Here is a 17,216-nt window from a genome sequence, read left to right as displayed (position 1 = left end):
CAAGGTGAGGCTCCGAGCGATGAGTGACCAGCAGCCGTGGGGACGGGTCGGCGACGACGGGACGGTCTATGTCCGCGTCGGCGACGGGGAGCGCGAGGTCGGCCAGTACCCCGATGCGACTCCCGAGGAGGCGCTCGCCTACTACGAGCGCAAGTACACCGAGCTGGCCGGGCAGGTCTCCCTGCTCGAGCAGCGCGCCAAGCGCGGTGCTCCGGCCGGAGACGTCGCCCGAGCGGTGCAGTCGCTGTCCGCGGCCGTCGCTCAGGCGAACGCGGTCGGCGACCTCGAAGCCCTGCAGGCCCGCATCGACGCGCTCGGAGGCTCCGTGGAGGATCTGACCGAGCAGCAGGCCGCGGAGACGAAGGCTGCTCTCGCCGAGGCCCTCGCCCACCGCGAGTCGATCGTGGCCGAGGCCGAGGCCCTCGCCGCGGTGGACCCGGCGAAGACGCAGTGGAAGCAGGCCAGTGCCGCGATCGACGATCTCTTCGCGCGCTGGCAGAACCACCAGCAGCAGGGGCCGCGCCTCCCCAAGAACGAGGCGAACGAGCTCTGGCGCCGGTTCCGCGGAGCGCGGACCACGATCGAGCAGAACCGCAAGGCGTTCTTCGCCGATCTCGACTCGGCACACCGCGAGGCCAAGCAGGCCAAGCAGGCTCTGATCGATCAGGCAGAGGCCCTGGTGCCCCAGGGCGCAGATGCTATCCCCGACTACCGGGCCCTGCTCGAGCAGTGGCGGGTCGCCGGGCGGGCGGGCAAGCGGTTCGACGACGCGCTCTGGGCCCGCTTCAAGGCCGCCGGAGACGCGATCTACGGGGCGAAGGCCGAGATCGTGGCACAGGAGAGCGTCGAATACACCGAGAACCTCGACCTCAAGCTCGCCCTGCTCGAGGAGGCGGAGCCGCTGCTCCAGGAGCAGGACCGGGAGAAGGCGAAGCGGACGCTACTCGCGATCCAGGAGCGCTGGGACGCGATCGGCCGTGTGCCGCGCGAGCAGGTGCGCACCATCGAGGACCGCCTCCGCAAGGTGGAGGCGCACGTGCGCAGGCTCGACGAGGAGCACTGGAACCACAGCAACCCGGAGCGCAAGGCGCGTTCGGAGGGCCTGGCCTCGCAGCTCACTGCGGCGATCCAGAAGCTGCAGGACGAACTCGACGAGGCGAAGTCACGCGGCGACCGCGCGGCCATCGCTCAGGCCCAGGAGGCGCTCGACGCCCGCAAGGTGTGGCTGGACGCGATCGGCTGATCGGCATCGGGGCGATCTCTCCACAGATCCGCCCACCGTCCTCCGGAGGGGAGGTGTATCGGCCACGATGGCGGAATGCGCCTCCCCTCCGTTCTCGTTCCGGGAGACCTGCCCCTCGCCGAGCTGTGCGCGGCGCGGCTCGACGGTGAGCTGATCGCCGTCGACGAGGGGTTCCTCCTCGCCGATCTACCTCTGGGGGCCGCCGAGCGGGCGGCCTCGCTCGCGGCGCTCCTCCCCCGCGGCGTCGTCGCCGACCGCCTCTCCGCGGCGTGGGTGCACGGCGCCCTCCTCGTCCCGCCGCGGATGCACAGCGCAGCGATCGATCGGAGGAAGCGCCTGCGTCCGCCAGCGACGACGAGACTGCGCTGCCACGAGGTGCTGCTCGGCGACGGCGACGTGGTGGTGCTCTCCGGCACCTCCGTCACCACACCCGTGCGCACTCTGATCGACCTGGCGCGGACGGAGGAAGACCCTCGCACGCTCCGCGCACTCTCGCGCGCCAGCCGTACCGGTCTCGACCGGCTTCTCGATCGTCTCGCGAGCGGCCCGACGATCGCCGGGCGACGGATCGTCGAGCGTCGACTGCGGACGGCGCTCGAGTCGGCACCGCCCGGGGATCAGCCCGCGTTCACCCGGTAGACGTCGTAGACCGCGTCGATCCGCCGCACGGCGTTGAGCACACGGTCGAGGTGCGTGGTGTCTCCCATCTCGAAGACGAAACGGCTGATCGCCAGCCGATCGCTCGACGTCGAGACCGTCGCCGAGAGGATGTTCACGTGGTGCTCGGAGAGCACACGCGTCACGTCGCTGAGCAGTCCGGAGCGGTCGAGGGCCTCGACCTGGATCTGGACCAGGAAGATGCTCTTGGAGGAGGGCGCCCACTCGACGTCGACGATCCGCTCCGGCTCCTTGAGGAGGTCCTGCACGTTGTGGCAGTTCGCCTGGTGCACCGAGACGCCGGCGCCGCGGGTGACGAAGCCGACGATCTGGTCACCCGGCACCGGCGTGCAGCACTTCGCGAGTTTCACCAGGATGTCCGGGGCGCCCTTCACGAGCACGCCCGACTCGCTGCTGCGGCTGCGCGGGCGGGGTGAGCGCGGAAGGGTGACCTCGTTCTCGTCCGACTCCGGATCGCCCTGGATCGACGAGACGACCTTCTCGAGCACCGACTGGGTCGAGACGTGACCCTCTCCGACGGCGGCGTAGAGCGCCTCGACGTCGTTGTAGCGCAGCTGACTGGCGACCTCGGTGAAAGTGTCCTGGCTCATCAGCTTCTGCAGCGGCAGGTTCTGCTTGCGCATCGCGCGGGCGATGGAGTCCTTGCCCTGCTCGATGGCCTCGTCGCGCCGCTCCTTGGTGAACCACTGACGGATCTTGTTGCGCGCCCGCGGGCTCTGCACGAAGTGCAGCCAGTCCTGGCTGGGTCCCGAGTCCGGGTTCTTCGAGGTGAACACCTCGACGACGTCGCCCGTCGTCAGCGACGACTCCAGCGGAACGAGGCGGCCGTTGACCTTGGCACCCATCGTCCGGTGGCCGACCTCGGTGTGCACGGCGTAGGCGAAGTCGACGGGAGTCGCGCCGGTCGGCAGGCCGATCACGCGACCCTTCGGCGTGAAGACGTAAACCTCCTTCGCGCCGATCTCGAAGCGGAGGGAGTCGAGGAACTCGTTCGGGTCTGTCGTCTCGGACTGCCAGTCGGAGAGGTGGGCGAGCCAGGCGAGGTCGGTGTCGTTCGATCCGGAGGTGGGCACCTTTCCGGTGGCCATCTGCTCCTTGTACTTCCAGTGCGCCGCGATGCCGAACTCGGCGTGCTGATGCATCTCGTTCGTGCGGATCTGGATCTCGACGGCCCTGCCCTTGGGGCCGACGACGGTCGTGTGCAGCGACTGGTAGAGGTTGAACTTCGGAGTCGCGATGTAGTCCTTGAAGCGCCCCGGCATCGGCGTCCATCTGGCGTGGATCGAGCCGAGAACGGCGTAGCAGTCGCGCACGGAGTTGACCAGCACGCGGATGCCGACCAGGTCGTAGATCTCGTCGAACTCTCGTCCGCGCACGACCATCTTCTGGTAGATCGAGTAGTACTGCTTCGGTCGGCCGACGACGCGTCCGCGGATCCTGCCCGCCCGCAAGTCCTCACCGATCAGGTCGATCACACTCTGCACGAACTCCTCGCGCTGCGGAGTCCTCCGCTTCACCAGGCTCTCGATCTCGTTGTAGATCTTGGGGTACAGGACCGCGAACGACAGGTCCTCGAGCTCCCACTTGATCGCCTGGATCCCGAGCCGGTGCGCGAGCGGAGCATAGATCTCGAGGGTCTCCGTCGCCTTGCGGGCCGCCGACTCGGCCGGCACGAATCCCCAGGTGCGGGCGTTGTGCAGCCGGTCGGCGAGCTTGATGATCAGCACGCGGATGTCCTTCGACATCGCCACGATCATCTTGCGAACGGTCTCGGCCTGCGCGCTGTCGCCGTACTTGACCTTGTCGAGCTTGGTGACGCCGTCCACGAGCATCGCGACCTCGTCGCCGAAGTCGGCGCGGAGCTCGTCCAGCTGGTAGTCGGTGTCCTCGACGGTGTCGTGCAGCAGGGCCGCCGCGATCGTCTTGGATCCGATGCCGAGATCGGCGAGGATCTGCGCGACCGCGAGCGGGTGGGTGATGTAGGGCTCGCCGCTTCGTCGCTTCTGATTCGCGTGCGCACGCTCCGCGACTGAGTACGCGCGCTCGATGAGGGCGATGTCGCTCTTGGGGTGGTGCATCCGAACCGTGCGGACCAGGGTGTCGACCGCGCCCGAGGGCTGCGCGCGCGAGAAGATCCGAGGGACCAGTCTGCGCAGGGCAGCGGTCGAGGACGTCGTCGTTTCCGTCACGCGGGGATCTCCATCGCCCCATTATCGCCCGCGCGGAGGGCACCGACGACCGCTCCGCCCCGGGCGAACGGGTACGGGCTCAGTCGACGCGGCCGGGTCGGCCCTCGTCGTCGACCACGGCGCCGCCGGCCGCGGCCCACGCGGTCATTCCCGCCTGCACGTTCGCGGTCTCATAACCGGCTCCATGGAGCGCCTGGACGACCATCGCCGAGCGGACTCCGGAGTGGCAGACCGCGAGGATCGGCACGTCGGAGGGGAGCTCGCCCTGACGAGCGCCGATCTGTCCCATCGGGATGTGGTGGGCCCCGGGCGCGTGGCCCAGCGCCCACTCGTGCGGCTCGCGGACGTCGAGCAGCCAGACCTCGTCGCGCTCGACGAGGCCGATCGCATCCGGCGCCGACACCTCGGCGTGATCGGCCACGCGTCAGCCCTCCACGGGAGTCGGAGTGGAGGCCTTCGCCCGCGCGGCCTCGACCCGCTTGTCGTGCTTCGCGATCTCGGGCTCACGGCTGCGCAGCTGCGCATAGAGCGGAGCCGCGACGAAGATCGTCGAGTAGGTGCCGACGATGATGCCGATCAGCAGGGCGAGCGAGATGTCGCGCAGGGTGCCGGCTCCGAGGACGAACGCGCCGATCACGAGGATCGCCGCCACCGGGAGGGCCGCGACGATCGACGTGTTGATCGAGCGCACCAGAGTCTGGTTCTCGGCGAGGTTCACCGTCTGCGAGAAGGTCCGCGTGGTGCTGCCCATCGCCTCCGCCGTGTTCTCGCGGATCTTGTCGAAGACCACGACGGTGTCGTACAGCGAGTAGCCGAGAATCGTCAGCAGCCCGATCACCGCCGCGGGCGAGACCTCGGTGCCCGTGATGCCGTAGACGCCGGCCACGATGACGAGATCGTGCAGAAGCGCGACGATCGCTGCGAGCGACATCTTCCAGGTGCGGAAGTAGGCCCACATCGCCAGGGCGGCGAGGACCACGAAGATGATGAGGCCGCGGATCGCCTGCTGCGTGACGTCGTTGCCCCAGGCCGCTCCGATGAAGGAGGACGCGACCTGCTCGGCGGGGACGTCGTACGCCTCGACGAGGGCGTTGCGGACCGCGGTCGAGTCGTCGGTCGAGAGCTGGCCCGTCTGCACCCGGATGGAGTCGTCGCCGACGATGGAGACGCGTGGCACCGTCTCGGGGGCGACCGAGGTCACCGCATCCGTCGCCGTGGCCTGGTCCAGGCTCGACGGTGACGAAACCGTGAACTGCGAGCCGCCGGTGAACTCGATGCCGAAGTTGAACCCGCCCCGCGCGACGGTCCCGAGCACGGTGAGCAGGATCAGCACGAGCGAGATGAGATACCAGGTGCGGCGTCGGCCGACGAAGTCGATCGAGCGCGCACCGGTGTAGAGGTCGTTGCCGAACTGCGAGAAGCTGGCCATCACGCGTCCTTCCCGGTCGAATCGGCGGTGCCGCGCGCTCCGGCCGCCTCGGCGGCCTTACGCTCGGCGATGGTCTGACGCCTGGCCGCCTCACGCGCCGCGGACGCGCGCTTGCCGGTCGTCGCCTGGTCCTGTGGACGGAACGCGGCTCGACCGCGGTAGACCGCTCCCAGCGCGCGCGGGTCGAGACCCGAGGCGCGGTGCCCCTCGGCGAAGAACGGTCTCGTCGCCATCAGCTGCAGGATCGGGTGGGTGAAGAGCGCCACCACGATGAGGTCGATGATCGTCGTGATGCCCAGGGTCAGCGCGAAGCCGCGGACGCTGCCGACCGCCAGCAGGAACAGCACGACCGCCGCCAGAAGGTTCACCATGTCCGAGGCGAAGATCGTCCGGAGCGCACGACGCCACCCCGCCTCCACGGCCGACTCCAGGCCCCGGCCGTCGCGGAGCTCGTCACGGATGCGCTCGAAGTAGACGATGAAGGAGTCGGCTGTGATGCCGATCGCGACGATCAGACCGGCGACTCCCGCGAGCGACAGGCGCAGCCCCTCGCGCCATGAGAGCAGCGTGACGACCAGGTAGGTGACGATGGCGGCGACCATGAGGGATGCGATCGTCACCGCGCCGAGCACGCGGTACTGCGCGATCGAGTAGACGATCACCAGGATCAGCCCGATGAGGCCGGCGAGCAGACCGCTGGCGAGCTGGGCCGAGCCGAGCGTCGCCGAGATGCTGTCGGAGCTCTGCACCTGGAAGCCGATCGGTAGCGCACCGTACTTGAGCTGATCGGCCAGCGTCTTCGACGACTCCTGTGTGAACGAGCCCGAGATCTGGGCGTTGCCGTCGGTGATCGCGGCGTTCGTCGAGGGGGCGGAGATGACCCGCCCGTCGAGGACGATCGCGAACTGGTTCTGCGCGCCCTGGAGAGCCACCAGGCGCGACGTCACGTCGCCGAAGGCCTGGGTGCCCTGCTCGTCGAAGGAGAGGTTGACGGCCCAGGTGCCCGTGCTCGCGCCGGACGAGGTCGTCATCAGCCCGTTCGAGGCGTCGGAGATGTCCTCACCGGTGATCTCGACCGGTCCGAGGACGTATTTGACGGTCCCGCTGTCGTCGCAGGTGATCAACGGCTGGTCTGCCGGGGCGAGGTTCGGGTCCTGGCCGCTGAGGAACGCGCAGTCGAACGCGGTGTACTGCGCCTCGAGCGCGGGAGTGAGGTAGGCGAGATCGCTCGCGCTGGTCGGCGAGGCGGTCGGCTCGGTCGAGAGCGAGGGATCGACAGGCGTCGGCGTGGGCGACGACGTGGCGTCGCCTCCGACCGCGCTGTTCGTCGCCTGGCTCGCGACCAGCACCGGGCGGAAGTCGAGCTTCGCCGAGGCCTCGATGCGCTGCAGAGTCTCGTCATCGGGGGTGCCGGGGATCGAGACCACGATGTTGCTGGAACCCTGGGTGGTGATCTCGGCCTCGGAGACACCGGACGCGTCGATGCGCTGGCGGATGATCGAGACGGCCTGCGTGAGCTGCTCGGACGAGACGGAGTCGCCGTCGGTCAGCTGCGGCTGGAGCACGATCTGCGTGCCGCCCTCGAGATCGAGCGCGAGCTTCGGGGTCCAGGATCCGCCGCCCCACAGGACGGCGGCGGTATTGAGTCCGACGAGCGCGAGGATCAGGACACCGAGCCAGCTCAGGGAGCGGCGGGCCTTCCGGACGGGGGTTGATGCGGCCACCCAGGGCTCAGCTTTCTCTTCGGTCGGCGGTGATCGATCCGGGGGTCGCCCGGACGCGGAGAAGGGCGGGCGGGCGTGGAGGCGCCCGGCCGGCCCAGGAGACTACTGCGCGTCTGGACGGCGGTCGCGCTCGACCGGGTCGACCAGCGGGTCGCGGTGTGCTGCGTCGCGCTCGCCGAACTCAGGCGACTCGGCCAGGGCGTCCGGCTCAGCCGCGTCCTCGTCGGTGACGACCTCGTTCTCGCTCGGGTCGATCAGGCGGGCGATCGCCTGGCGGTGGATCGTGAGCAGCGTGCCGGGAGTCGACTCGATGACGATCTTGTTCGCCTCCTCGTCGATCGACACGACGGTGCCGAAGAGGCCGGAGCCGGTCATCAGCTCCACCCCGGGGACGAGGTTGTTCTTCATGCTCTCGGCGTCGCGCTGGCGCTTCTTGTTGTTGCGGAACATGAAGATGATCATCACGGCGAGCAGCAGGACGAGCAGGATGATCGTCGGATCCATGGGTGGGCCTTCCGGAAGTGGAGTGGCGATCCGCCGCTCGGCCTCTGAGGAAGGCGGGGCGGATCGGGCGGCCCGTCGGGCCTACAGAATTATAGGTCATCCCCGAACAGCGGCGGCCGGATCGCGGCCGCCCGAGGATCGACGCCGAAGTGCCGGTAGGCAGCGGGAGTCGCCACACGCCCCCGCGGAGTGCGGGTCAGCAGGCCGATCCGCACGAGGAACGGCTCGACGACCGCTTCGACGGTCTCGGCCTCCTCCCCCACCGAGACGGCGAGCGTGTTGAGGCCGACCGGCCCCCCGTCGAAGCGGGTCAGCACGATCTCCATCACGGCGCGGTCAAGGCGGTCGAGTCCGAGGGCGTCGACGTCGTAGAGCTCGAGCGCCGCCCGCACCGCGGTGACGTCGGCCCGACCGCCGTGCACGAGCGCGAAGTCGCGCACGCGCCGCAGCAGCCGGTTCGCGATGCGCGGAGTACCCCGGCACCGACCAGCGATCTCGGCCACCGCCTCCGCATCGATGTCGAGCTCGAGCAGCCGCGCCGCCCGAGCGAGCACCTGCCGCAGCTCGTCCTCGGCGTAGAACTCGAGGTGCGCGGTGAAGCCGAAGCGATCGCGCAGCGGGTTGGGGAGCAGGCCGGAGCGGGTGGTCGCCCCCACCAGCGTGAACGGAGCGAGATCGAGCGGGACGGAGGTCGCTCCCGCGCCCTTGCCGACCATGATGTCGATCCGGAAGTCCTCCATGGCGAGGTAGAGCATCTCCTCGGCCGAGCGCGCCATCCGGTGGATCTCGTCGATGAAGAGGATCTCGCCCGGCAGGAGCGACGAGAGCACCGCGGCCAGGTCGCCGGCGTGCTGGATCGCGGGGCCGCTGGAGAGCCGCAGCGGCGAGGAGCTCTCCTCCGCGACGATCATCGCGAGCGTGGTCTTGCCGAGACCGGGAGGGCCGGCGAGCAGGATGTGGTCGGGCGTCCGCCCCTGCATGGCCGCGGCCTTGAGCAGCAGCTCGAGCTGGCCGCGCACCTTCCGCTGGCCGACGAACTCGCTGAGGCTCTTGGGCCGCAGCGCGCCCTCGAAAGCGATCTCGGCCTCGGAGGCGACCTCGGGGCCGAGCGGATCGTCACCGCTCACGAGCGCGCCGCCGGGCCGAGACGGGTGAGGGCGAGACGGAGCAGGGCCTGCACGTCCGCGGCATCGGACGCCTGCGCGTCGAGCAGGATCTCGTCGACGACCTCGGCCGCCGTGCGCTCGGGCCAGCCGAGTCCGACGAGCGCGGACAGCACGTTCTGCGCCGCGGTCGCCGCCGGGCCGGAGCCGCGGGCCGCACGCGGGCGGACGGCGAGCTTGCCCGCGAGCGACAGGACGATGAGCTTCGCGGTCTTGGGACCGATCCCGCTGACCTTGCGGAACACGCCGTCGTCCTCGTCGGCCACCGCCTGGGCGATGCGGTCCGGCTCGACCGCGCCGAGGACGCCGAGGGCCGACTTCGGGCCGACCCCCGTCACTCCGATCAGCAGCTCGAAGATCTCGAGCTGCTCCTCATCGGGGAAGCCGTAGAGGGTCAGCGAGTCCTCGCGGACGATGAGCACGGTGCTGACGGTGGTCTCGTCACCGACGCGCATCTCGAGCGCGTGCTGCGGGGTCACGTTGACCGCGTAGCCGACTCCGTGGACGTCGAGGACGGCGAGACCGCCGCGGGCGGAGAGAAGGGTGCCGCGGAGGGAGGAGATCACCGCGTCAGTCTAGATGCTCGAACAGGCGTTCGAGTCGCGGCTTCGGCGGCGCGCCACGCGCGCTGGGCGGCGGTCTCGGCGCCCTCCACTCCGGGGGCCGGCGCGAGGGGTGCGCGCCAGGCGTGGCAGACGGCGAGCGCGAGGGCGTCCGCGGCGTCGGCGGGCGTGGGCGGCGCATCCAGGCGCAGGACCCGCTGGATCATCGCGGTCACCTGGCGCTTGTCGGCCGCACCGTAACCGGTGACCGCGGCCTTCACCTCGCTCGGTGTGTGCATCCCCACGGGGAGGCCGCGACGGGCCGCCGCGACGAGGGCGACTCCGCTGATCTGGGCGATACCCATCACGGTCCTCACGTTGTTCTGCGCGAACACCCGCTCGATCGCCACCGCATCCGGACGGTACTCGTCGAGCAGAGCCTCGAGCCCGTCGCCGAGGGCGAGGAGGCGGCGCTCGAGGGCGTCGCCGGCCGGCGAGCGGAGGACGGTGACGTGCACGAGCGTCGCGCGCCGGTCGCGCGCGATGTCGACGACGCCGACGCCGCAGCGGGTGAGCCCGGGGTCGATCCCGAGGACACGCATCAGTGCGCCCTCGGTGAGCGGAGCGGGCTCACCGGCTCACTCCTCGTTCTCGAGCTCGGCGCGCACCTCGGGAGTGATGTCGAGGTTGGTGTAGACGTTCTGCACGTCGTCCGAGTCCTCGAGCGCGTCGATGAGGCGGAACACCTTGCGGGCCGTCTCGGCGTCGGCCTCGACCTGGAGCGAGGCGACGAATTCGACGTCGGCCGAGTCGTAGTCGATACCCGCCTCCTGCAGCGCGGAGCGCGCGGGAACGAGCTCACTCGGTTCGACTCGGACCTCGAAGCTCTCACCGTGGTCGAGCACGTCGTCGACGCCGAAGTCGAGGACCGCGCCGAGCACGTCGTCCTCGGTGACGCTCTCGCCGTGCGGCACCGAGATGACGCCCTTGCGCGCGAAGTTGTACGCGACGCTGCCCGGGTCGGCCATGGTGCCGCCGTTGCGGGTCATCGCGGTGCGGACATCCGCTGCGGCACGGTTCTTGTTGTCGGTGAGGCACTCGACCAGGAGGGCGATGCCGTTCGGGCCGTACGCCTCGTACATGATCGTCGTGTAGTCGATGACCTCGCCGGTGAGGCCCGCGCCGCGCTTGATGGCGCGGTCGATGTTGTCGTTCGGCACCGAGGTCTTCTTTGCCTTCTGAACGGCGTCGACGAGCGTCGGGTTGCCGGAGAGGTCGGCGCCGCCGATCTTGGCGGCCACCTCGATGTTCTTGATCAGCTTGGCGAAGGACTTCGCGCGACGCGAGTCCTTGATCGCCTTCTGGTGCTTGGTCGTGGCCCACTTGGAATGCCCGGACACGGTGCTCCCTCGGAATTCGTTCGGCGCGGCTCCCCCGAGGGTGCCGCTGATAGCCGTCTCAGTGTAATCGGGAGCCGGTCCCCGCCCGGCTCCACGCGGTCAGCTTGTCGAGGCGGGCGCGCAGGTGGAGCGAATCGCGAACGGCTACGACGATCCGCTGACACGCGGATCGACGGTCCGCCTGCACCCGGGAGCCGGTCCCTGCCCGGCTCCACGCGGTCAGCTTGTCGAGGCGGGCGCGCAGGTGGAGCGAATCGCGAACGGCTACGACGATCCGCTGACACGCGGATCGACGGTCCGCCTGCACCCGGGAGCCGGTCCCCGCGGAACGGGTGCCGGTCAGATCCGGCGTCCTGTCTGCGACCGAGGCCGGGAGAGCTCGAGGCGTCCGAGCAGCTGCCGAGCTCGGTCGCGGCCCGCTCGCACTGCACAACGAAGGCTGAGCGCGCTGATCCGGGCGAGAATCGCGAGATCGCGTCAAGGAGCCTCCGTTCTGACGTCCGCCCGAGGACACCCGACACCGCCGGAATGCCGAGGGACCGGCTCGGCGACGAGGCTGCCGACGCAGCATGGTGCGTCGACTACTTCAGCAGCCTCGAGAGGACCCGATCGGCGAGGACCTTGCCGCCGGTCTGGCAGGTGGGGCAGTACTGGAGGGTCGAATCGTGGAAGATCACCTGGCGGATCGTGTCGCCGCAGACCGGGCAGGGTTCGCCCGCTCGGCCGTGGACGCGCATCCCGAGCTTCTTCTCGCGCTTGAGGTCGGCTGCGTGCAGGCCCTCGGCGCGGGCGAGCGCCTCCTCGAGCGTGGAGCGGAGAGCGGAGTAGAGGCGCTCGAACTCTTCGGGGGTGAGCGCGGCGGGCTTGAACGGCGACATGCGGGCCACGTGCAGGATCTCGTCGGAGTAGGCGTTTCCGATCCCCGCGATGCGCGACTGGTCTCGGAGGACCCCCTTCAGCTGCGCCCTGCCGGCCGTGGCGAGGATGGCGCCGAAGATCTCCTCTGTGAAGTCCGGGTCGAGCGGGTCCGGGCCCAGCCGGGCGACGCCGGGCACGTCGAGCGGATCGGTGACGATCGAGAGCGCGAGGCTCTTCTTGGTTCCGGCCTCGGTCACCTCGAAGCCCGAGCCGTCGGCGAGGACCAGTCGCGCGGCGAGCGGGCCCCGTCCGGGCCGAACCGGTGCAGTCGGCCGCTCGGGCCGCCACCGGACCCAGCCGGCGCGGGCCAGGTGCAGCAGGACGTGCGCGTCGCCGACGGCGAGGTCGAGGAACTTGCCGTGCCGCGTCACTCCGTGCACCGTCTCGCCGGCGAGGGCCGACGGTGGGATCGCCACCGTCTTCAGCGCGGAGATCGCGAACACATCGAGCCGGTCGAGGACGCGTCCGCCCAGACGCGCGTCCAGATCGAGGGCGAGCGCCTGAACCTCGGGGAGCTCCGGCATGCGACCACCCTGCCCTGCACCTCCGACACCGTCCACCCCTGGCCGACGCGCGACGGGCGCGTCAGGCTCCGAAGCGCGTCGCCGCGACCTTCCGCAGGAACAGCTCGTGGAAACGGTAGTCGCCGGTGATCTCGGGATGGAACGCCGTACCGAGCAGGTTACCCTGCTCGACCGCGACCACGCGGCCATCGACGAGGCTCGCCAGCGCCGTCGCCCGCTCCCCCAGCACCTCGACCACGGGAGCGCGGATGAAGACCGCGTGCACCGGAGGATCGCCGATCGCCGGCACGTCGAGGTCGGTCTCGAAGGAGTCGAGCTGGTTGCCGAACGCGTTCCGCCTCACCGAGACGTCGAGACCGCCGAAGCTGCTCTGCCCGTCGATGCGGTCGAGCACCCGGTCGGCGAGCATGATCAGTCCGGCGCAGGTGCCGTAGACGGGCAGGCCCGCCTCGATCGCCTCGGCGACCGGCTCCGCGAGCCCGAAGAGCCGGGAGAGCTTGTCCATCACCGTCGACTCACCACCCGGGACGACCAGGCCGGCGACGGACGCGAGCTCATCCGGGCGGCGCACGAGCACCACCTCGGCGCCGAGCTCGCGCAGCACGTGGGCATGCTCGCGGAAGTCGCCCTGCAGCGCCAGAACGCCCACGCGCAGTCCCCCGAGGGACTCGCGCGTCTCGCCCTCGCCCGCGATGGGCGCGCTACTACCAGCCACGCTCGGCGAGGCGGTGCGGCGCGGGCACATCGGCCACGTTGATGCCGACCATCGCCTCGCCCAGGCCGCGCGAAGCCTCCGCGACGACCTTCGCGTCGTCGAAGAAGGTGGTCGCCTTGACGATCGCGGCAGCGCGCTTGGCCGGCTCGCCAGACTTGAAGACGCCGGAGCCGACGAAGACGCCGTCGGCACCGAGCTGCATCATCAGCGCGGCGTCGGCAGGAGTCGCGACGCCGCCCGCCGTGAAGAGGACGACCGGGAGCTTGCCGGTCTGCGCGATTTCGACGACCAGATCGTAGGGCGCCTGCAGCTCCTTGGCCGCGACGTAGAGCTCGTCCTTTGTCATCGCCTTCAGGCGGTTCACCTCGGCCGAGATGGTCCGGATGTGCTTGGTCGCCTCGGAGACGTCTCCGGTGCCGGCCTCGCCCTTCGAGCGGATCATGGCGGCGCCCTCGGTGATGCGGCGCAGCGCCTCGCCCAGGTTGGTCGCTCCGCAGACGAAGGGGACGGTGAAGTTCCACTTGTCGATGTGGTTCACGTAGTCGGCCGGCGAGAGGACCTCGGACTCGTCGATGTAGTCGACGCCGAGCTCCTGAAGGATCTGCGCCTCGACGAAGTGGCCGATGCGCGCCTTCGCCATGACGGGGATCGAGACGGCGGAGACGATGCCGTCGATCAGGTCGGGATCGCTCATCCGGGCGACGCCGCCCTGCGAGCGGATGTCTGCCGGAACACGCTCGAGCGCCATGACGGCTACCGCGCCGGCGTCCTCGGCGATGCGGGCCTGCTCGGCGGTGACGACGTCCATGATGACGCCGCCCTTGAGCATCTCGGCGAGACCGCGCTTGACGCGGCTCGAGCCGAACTGCTCCGAGGCGGACGAGGACGGAGTGCTGGTGTCGGTCATGTTCGCGAGTCCTGTTCTGTGCGGCGTCCCACGCCGACGTCTGCGCGCGGCGTCTCCCGCCGTCGGCGCCGTCCAGTCTACGGGGGACAGGAAGGGACTATTCGGCCGGCCAGGCCTGCGCGAGGCTGGCCCGGACGTCGCCGAGCAGCTGGGGCAGTGCCTTCGTGCGGGCGATGATCGGGAAGAAGTTGGCGTCGGTCGCCCAGCGCGGGACCACGTGCTGGTGCAGGTGCGCCGCGATCCCGGCTCCGGCAACGGCGCCCTGGTTCATGCCGAGGTTGAATCCGTCGTTGTTCGAGACGGAGCGGACGACGCGCATCGCGGTCTGGGTGATCGCTCCGATCTCGGCCACTTCCTCGGGAGTGGCCTCGTCGTAGAGCGGGATGTGCCGGTACGGGCAGACCAGGAGGTGTCCAGAGTTGTAGGGGAAGAGGTTGAGCAGGACGTAGGCGTGCTCGCCGCGGGCGACGATGAGCGCCTCCTCGTCGCTCAGCGTGGGAGCGACGCAGAAGGGACAGTCGTGCGCTCCGGGCTGCCCCTTCTGGATGTAGACCATCCGGTGCGGGGTCCAGAGGCGCTGGAACTCGTCGGGTACGCCGGCGAGGTGCGCCGAGCCCTCCGCACCGTCGGGCACCAGGTCGGACACGCTCAGACCTGCGCCTTCGTGGCGACGGCCTCGCGGATGCGTGCGACGGCGTCGGCGACGGGGATGCCGTTCTCCTGCGTCCCGTCGCGGAACCGGAAGCTGACCGCCCCGGCGTCGCGGTCCTTCTCGCCGACGATGATCTGGAACGGCACCTTCTGCAGCGTCGCGTTGCGGATCTTCTTCTGCATGCGATCACTCGAGTAGTCGATCTCGGCGCGGACACCCGAGCGCGTGAGCTCGCCGACGACATCCTCGAGGTAGGGCAGGTACTCGTCGGCGATCGGGATGCCGACGACCTGCACCGGCGAGAGCCACACCGGGAACGCTCCGGCGTAGTGCTCGGTCAGGATCGCGAAGAAGCGCTCGATCGAGCCGAACAGGGCGCGGTGGATCATCACCGGCCGCTTCTTCGAGCCGTCAGACGCCGTGTACTCGAGCTCGAAGCGCTCGGGCTGGTTGAAGTCGAGCTGGATCGTCGACATCTGCCAGGTTCGGCCGATCGCATCGCGGGCCTGCACCGAGATCTTCGGCCCGTAGAACGCCGCTCCCCCGGGATCCGGCACCAGCTCGAGGCCGGATTCGACGGCGACCGCGCGGAGGGACTCGATGGCCGCTTCCCACTGCTCGGGCTCGCCGACGAACTTCGGATTGCCCTCCTCATTGGTGGAGAGCTCGAGGTAGAAGTCGTTCAGGCCGTAGTCGCGCAGGACCTGCAGCACGAACTCGAGGTTGCGGGTCAGCTCGGCCGACACGTCCTCCTGGGCGACGTAGATGTGCGCGTCGTCCTGCGTGAGGCCGCGCACACGGGTGAGGCCCTGGAGAGTGCCGCTCTTCTCGTAGCGGTAGACGGTGCCGAACTCGGCCAGGCGCAACGGCAGTTCGCGATAGCTGCGGCCGCGCGAGCGGAAGATCAGGTTGTGGAACGGGCAGTTCATGGGCTTGAGGTAGTAGTCCTGGCCCTGACGGGTGATCGTTCCGTCCTCGTCCTGCAGCTCGTCGAGGTGCATCGGGGGGAACATGCCCTCGGAGTACCACTGCAGGTGCCCGCTCGTCATGAACAGGTCGCCCTTGGTGATGTGCGGCGTGTAGACGAGCTCGTAGTCGTGCGCGAGCAGCTGCTCCCGCATGTACTGCTCGATCTCGTAGCGGATGATGCCACCCCTGGGGTGGAAGACCGCGAGGCCGGACCCGATCTCGTCCGGGAACGAGAAGAGGTCGAGCTCGTGCCCGATCTTGCGGTGGTCGCGGCGCGCCGCCTCCTCGAGCCGCGCCTGATGAGCGCGCAGCTCGTCCTTCGTCGGCCACGCGGTGCCGTAGACCCGCTGGAGCTGCGGGTTCTTCTCGGAGCCCCGCCAGTACGCGGCGGCGTTGCGGGTGAGCGCGTAGCCGTTGCCGATCATCCGGGTGTTCGGGAGGTGAGGTCCGCGGCACAGATCCTTCCAGACCGTTTCACCCGAGCGCGGGTCGACATTGTCGTAAATGGTGAGCTCTGCGCCGCCGACCTCGACGTCCTCGCCGTCGGCGCCTCCTCCCTTGAGCCCGATCAGCTCGAGCTTGTAGGGCTCGCCGGCGAGCTCGATGCGCGCCTCCTCCTCGGTGACGACGCGGCGCACGAAGCGCTGACCCTGGCGGACGATGCGGTCCATCGCTTTCTCGAGCGCCTTCATCGCCTCGGGCGTGAACGGCTCCTCGACGTCGAAGTCGTAGTAGAAGCCGTCGGTCACGGGCGGGCCGATGCCCAGCTTCGCCTCCGGGTTGATCTGCTGCACGGCCTGCGCGAGCACGTGGGCGGCGGAGTGGCGGAGGATGTCGAGTCCGTCGGGCGAGGAGATCAGGACCGGCTCGATGCGGTCGCCCGGGACGACGTCGGCCGCGAGGTCCTTGAGCTCGCCGTTGACGCGGATCGCGACGACCGCCCGGTCGGTGAAGTGCGTGAATCCCGTGCCCGCCTCGGTGACGACCGAATGCGACTCGGACTCTGCGGGATTCGACGGTTCGTTCGACACGTGCGGACACTCCTCGGGCTCGGTTGACCCCTCGACTGTAGTCGGCGGCGGGCGCTCAGGCCGGTCGGGGCAGCTCTCGCGCGAAGCAGACGGAATGCTCGGAGCCGACGTAGGCGCCGAACAGCGGGATCGGGACGTAGCCCTCTCGCACGTAGAAGCGCATCGCGTCCGGCTGGAGCGTCCCGGTCTCGAGCACCAGGCGCGTCGTACCGAGCTCCGCGGCACGCTCCTCGAGCGCGCGGAGCACGGCGGTGGCCGCTCCGGTCCCCCGTGCGGACGGAGCGGCGAACATCCGCTTGACCTCGATCGCTCCCGGCCCGAGCACGTCGTCCGGGAGCGGCCGAAGCCCTCCGCACGCCACCGCACGTCCCTCCTCGTCGCGGGCGAGCAGGAAGACAGTCACATCGCCCGCCGAGGGGGCGAGGCCCGGCTCGTGGTCGTCGCTGCCGTAGCGCTCGTCGAGCTCGCGTCGCTGCGCGGCACGGAGGCGCTCGGCGTCCGGGTGCGTCCACGGCACCTCGTCGATCGTCCAGGCCACCGCTGCTCCTCCCGCCGGTCGGCGCGCGCCGACCGTCCCATTCTGCCGTCCGCTGAGGGCGGTCTCCGGGCCGCAGCACAAGGCGCCTCT

At 69.9% G+C, this 17,216-nt stretch carries 17 protein-coding genes; 2 read left to right on the top strand and 15 right to left on the bottom strand.

Annotation, left to right across the window (positions count from 1 at the left end; genetic code table 11):
* Nucleotides 1-19: 19 nt before the first annotated feature.
* Together GSU10_RS06740 and GSU10_RS06735 are read left to right on the top strand one after the other, a co-directional pair.
* The gene (locus tag GSU10_RS06740) at nucleotides 20-1,243 is read left to right on the top strand and encodes a DUF349 domain-containing protein (protein WP_068210524.1); all 1,224 of its coding nucleotides are present in this window, start codon (nucleotides 20-22) and stop codon (nucleotides 1,241-1,243) included.
* 75 nt (nucleotides 1,244-1,318) lie between these two features.
* Nucleotides 1,319-1,882 (top strand): Rieske (2Fe-2S) protein, encoded by a 564-nt coding sequence (locus GSU10_RS06735; RefSeq protein ID WP_068210526.1) that lies wholly within the window; start codon nucleotides 1,319-1,321, stop codon nucleotides 1,880-1,882.
* Here the strand turns inward: GSU10_RS06735 and GSU10_RS06730 are convergent.
* The 15 genes from GSU10_RS06730 to GSU10_RS06660 all read right to left on the bottom strand — a co-directional run bounded on the left by GSU10_RS06730 (nucleotide 1,861) and on the right by GSU10_RS06660 (nucleotide 17,126).
* A complete protein-coding gene (locus GSU10_RS06730; protein ID WP_132505101.1) occupies nucleotides 1,861-4,110 on the bottom strand; it encodes a RelA/SpoT family protein in 2,250 nt (749 codons plus the stop codon). The two genes, GSU10_RS06735 and GSU10_RS06730, sit on opposite strands and share 22 nt — an antisense overlap.
* 79 nt (nucleotides 4,111-4,189) lie before the next feature.
* Entirely contained in the window at nucleotides 4,190-4,531 is a 342-nt protein-coding gene (locus GSU10_RS06725; RefSeq protein WP_236713595.1) for a rhodanese-like domain-containing protein, read from the bottom strand.
* 3 nt (nucleotides 4,532-4,534) lie between these two features.
* On the bottom strand, nucleotides 4,535-5,539 hold the full coding sequence (gene secF, locus GSU10_RS06720; protein WP_068210529.1) for a protein translocase subunit SecF: 1,005 nt from the start codon (nucleotides 5,537-5,539) through the stop codon (nucleotides 4,535-4,537).
* Nucleotides 5,539-7,263 (bottom strand): protein translocase subunit SecD, encoded by a 1,725-nt coding sequence (gene secD / locus GSU10_RS06715; RefSeq protein WP_132505104.1) that lies wholly within the window; start codon nucleotides 7,261-7,263, stop codon nucleotides 5,539-5,541. Before secD ends, secF begins: the two co-directional genes overlap by 1 nt.
* Nucleotides 7,264-7,365: 102 nt before the next feature.
* A complete protein-coding gene (gene yajC, locus GSU10_RS06710; protein WP_068210531.1) occupies nucleotides 7,366-7,767 on the bottom strand; it encodes a preprotein translocase subunit YajC in 402 nt (133 codons plus the stop codon).
* An 89-nt stretch (nucleotides 7,768-7,856) separates the two neighbouring features.
* Nucleotides 7,857-8,894, bottom strand: coding sequence for a Holliday junction branch migration DNA helicase RuvB (gene ruvB, locus GSU10_RS06705; RefSeq protein ID WP_068210535.1), 1,038 nt, complete (start codon nucleotides 8,892-8,894; stop codon nucleotides 7,857-7,859).
* Entirely contained in the window at nucleotides 8,891-9,496 is a 606-nt protein-coding gene (gene ruvA / locus GSU10_RS06700; protein ID WP_068210538.1) for a Holliday junction branch migration protein RuvA, read from the bottom strand. Before ruvA ends, ruvB begins: the two co-directional genes overlap by 4 nt.
* The gene (gene ruvC / locus GSU10_RS06695) at nucleotides 9,493-10,074 is read right to left on the bottom strand and encodes a crossover junction endodeoxyribonuclease RuvC (RefSeq protein WP_068210541.1); all 582 of its coding nucleotides are present in this window, start codon (nucleotides 10,072-10,074) and stop codon (nucleotides 9,493-9,495) included. Before ruvC ends, ruvA begins: the two co-directional genes overlap by 4 nt.
* A gap of 36 nt (nucleotides 10,075-10,110) precedes the next feature.
* Entirely contained in the window at nucleotides 10,111-10,872 is a 762-nt protein-coding gene (locus GSU10_RS06690; protein WP_056867236.1) for a YebC/PmpR family DNA-binding transcriptional regulator, read from the bottom strand.
* A 581-nt stretch (nucleotides 10,873-11,453) separates the two neighbouring features.
* Complete coding sequence (locus GSU10_RS06685) at nucleotides 11,454-12,314, bottom strand: Fpg/Nei family DNA glycosylase (RefSeq protein WP_068210544.1); 861 nt, start codon at nucleotides 12,312-12,314, stop codon at nucleotides 11,454-11,456.
* A 61-nt stretch (nucleotides 12,315-12,375) separates the two neighbouring features.
* Nucleotides 12,376-13,029 (bottom strand): pyridoxal 5'-phosphate synthase glutaminase subunit PdxT, encoded by a 654-nt coding sequence (pdxT, locus tag GSU10_RS06680; protein ID WP_413784025.1) that lies wholly within the window; start codon nucleotides 13,027-13,029, stop codon nucleotides 12,376-12,378.
* Nucleotides 13,019-13,936, bottom strand: coding sequence for a pyridoxal 5'-phosphate synthase lyase subunit PdxS (gene pdxS, locus GSU10_RS06675; protein ID WP_132505107.1), 918 nt, complete (start codon nucleotides 13,934-13,936; stop codon nucleotides 13,019-13,021). Before pdxS ends, pdxT begins: the two co-directional genes overlap by 11 nt.
* A gap of 97 nt (nucleotides 13,937-14,033) precedes the next feature.
* Nucleotides 14,034-14,582: an HIT family protein gene (locus tag GSU10_RS06670; protein ID WP_068210546.1), complete on the bottom strand. Its 549-nt coding sequence runs from the start codon at nucleotides 14,580-14,582 to the stop codon at nucleotides 14,034-14,036.
* Nucleotides 14,583-14,584: 2 nt separating this feature from the next.
* The gene (thrS, locus tag GSU10_RS06665) at nucleotides 14,585-16,486 is read right to left on the bottom strand and encodes a threonine--tRNA ligase (protein ID WP_236713596.1); all 1,902 of its coding nucleotides are present in this window, start codon (nucleotides 16,484-16,486) and stop codon (nucleotides 14,585-14,587) included.
* A 157-nt stretch (nucleotides 16,487-16,643) separates the two neighbouring features.
* Nucleotides 16,644-17,126 carry a GNAT family N-acetyltransferase gene (locus GSU10_RS06660; protein ID WP_068210552.1) on the bottom strand — a complete coding sequence of 161 codons (483 nt, stop codon included), beginning with the start codon at nucleotides 17,124-17,126 and terminating at the stop codon, nucleotides 16,644-16,646.
* Nucleotides 17,127-17,216: the final 90 nt, after the last annotated feature.

It is taken from the genome of Rathayibacter tanaceti (genome assembly GCF_009834165.1).
GTDB classification, from domain to species: domain Bacteria; phylum Actinomycetota; class Actinomycetes; order Actinomycetales; family Microbacteriaceae; genus Rathayibacter; species Rathayibacter tanaceti.
This window is presented reverse-complemented; position numbering and strand designations above follow the sequence as displayed.

What these genes read in the sequence shown, in the direction of transcription:
- pdxS (WP_132505107.1), bottom strand. Translation starts at nt 13,936, where the DNA reads ATGACCGACACCAGCACTCCGTCCTCGTCCGCCTCGGAGCAGTTCGGC.
- secF (WP_068210529.1), bottom strand. Translation starts at nt 5,539, where the DNA reads ATGGCCAGCTTCTCGCAGTTCGGCAACGACCTCTACACCGGTGCGCGC.
- GSU10_RS06735 (WP_068210526.1), top strand. Translation starts at nt 1,319, where the DNA reads ATGCGCCTCCCCTCCGTTCTCGTTCCGGGAGACCTGCCCCTCGCCGAG.
- GSU10_RS06740 (WP_068210524.1), top strand. Translation starts at nt 20, where the DNA reads ATGAGTGACCAGCAGCCGTGGGGACGGGTCGGCGACGACGGGACGGTC.
- ruvC (WP_068210541.1), bottom strand. Translation starts at nt 10,074, where the DNA reads ATGCGTGTCCTCGGGATCGACCCCGGGCTCACCCGCTGCGGCGTCGGC.
- GSU10_RS06685 (WP_068210544.1), bottom strand. Translation starts at nt 12,314, where the DNA reads ATGCCGGAGCTCCCCGAGGTTCAGGCGCTCGCCCTCGATCTGGACGCG.
- yajC (WP_068210531.1), bottom strand. Translation starts at nt 7,767, where the DNA reads ATGGATCCGACGATCATCCTGCTCGTCCTGCTGCTCGCCGTGATGATC.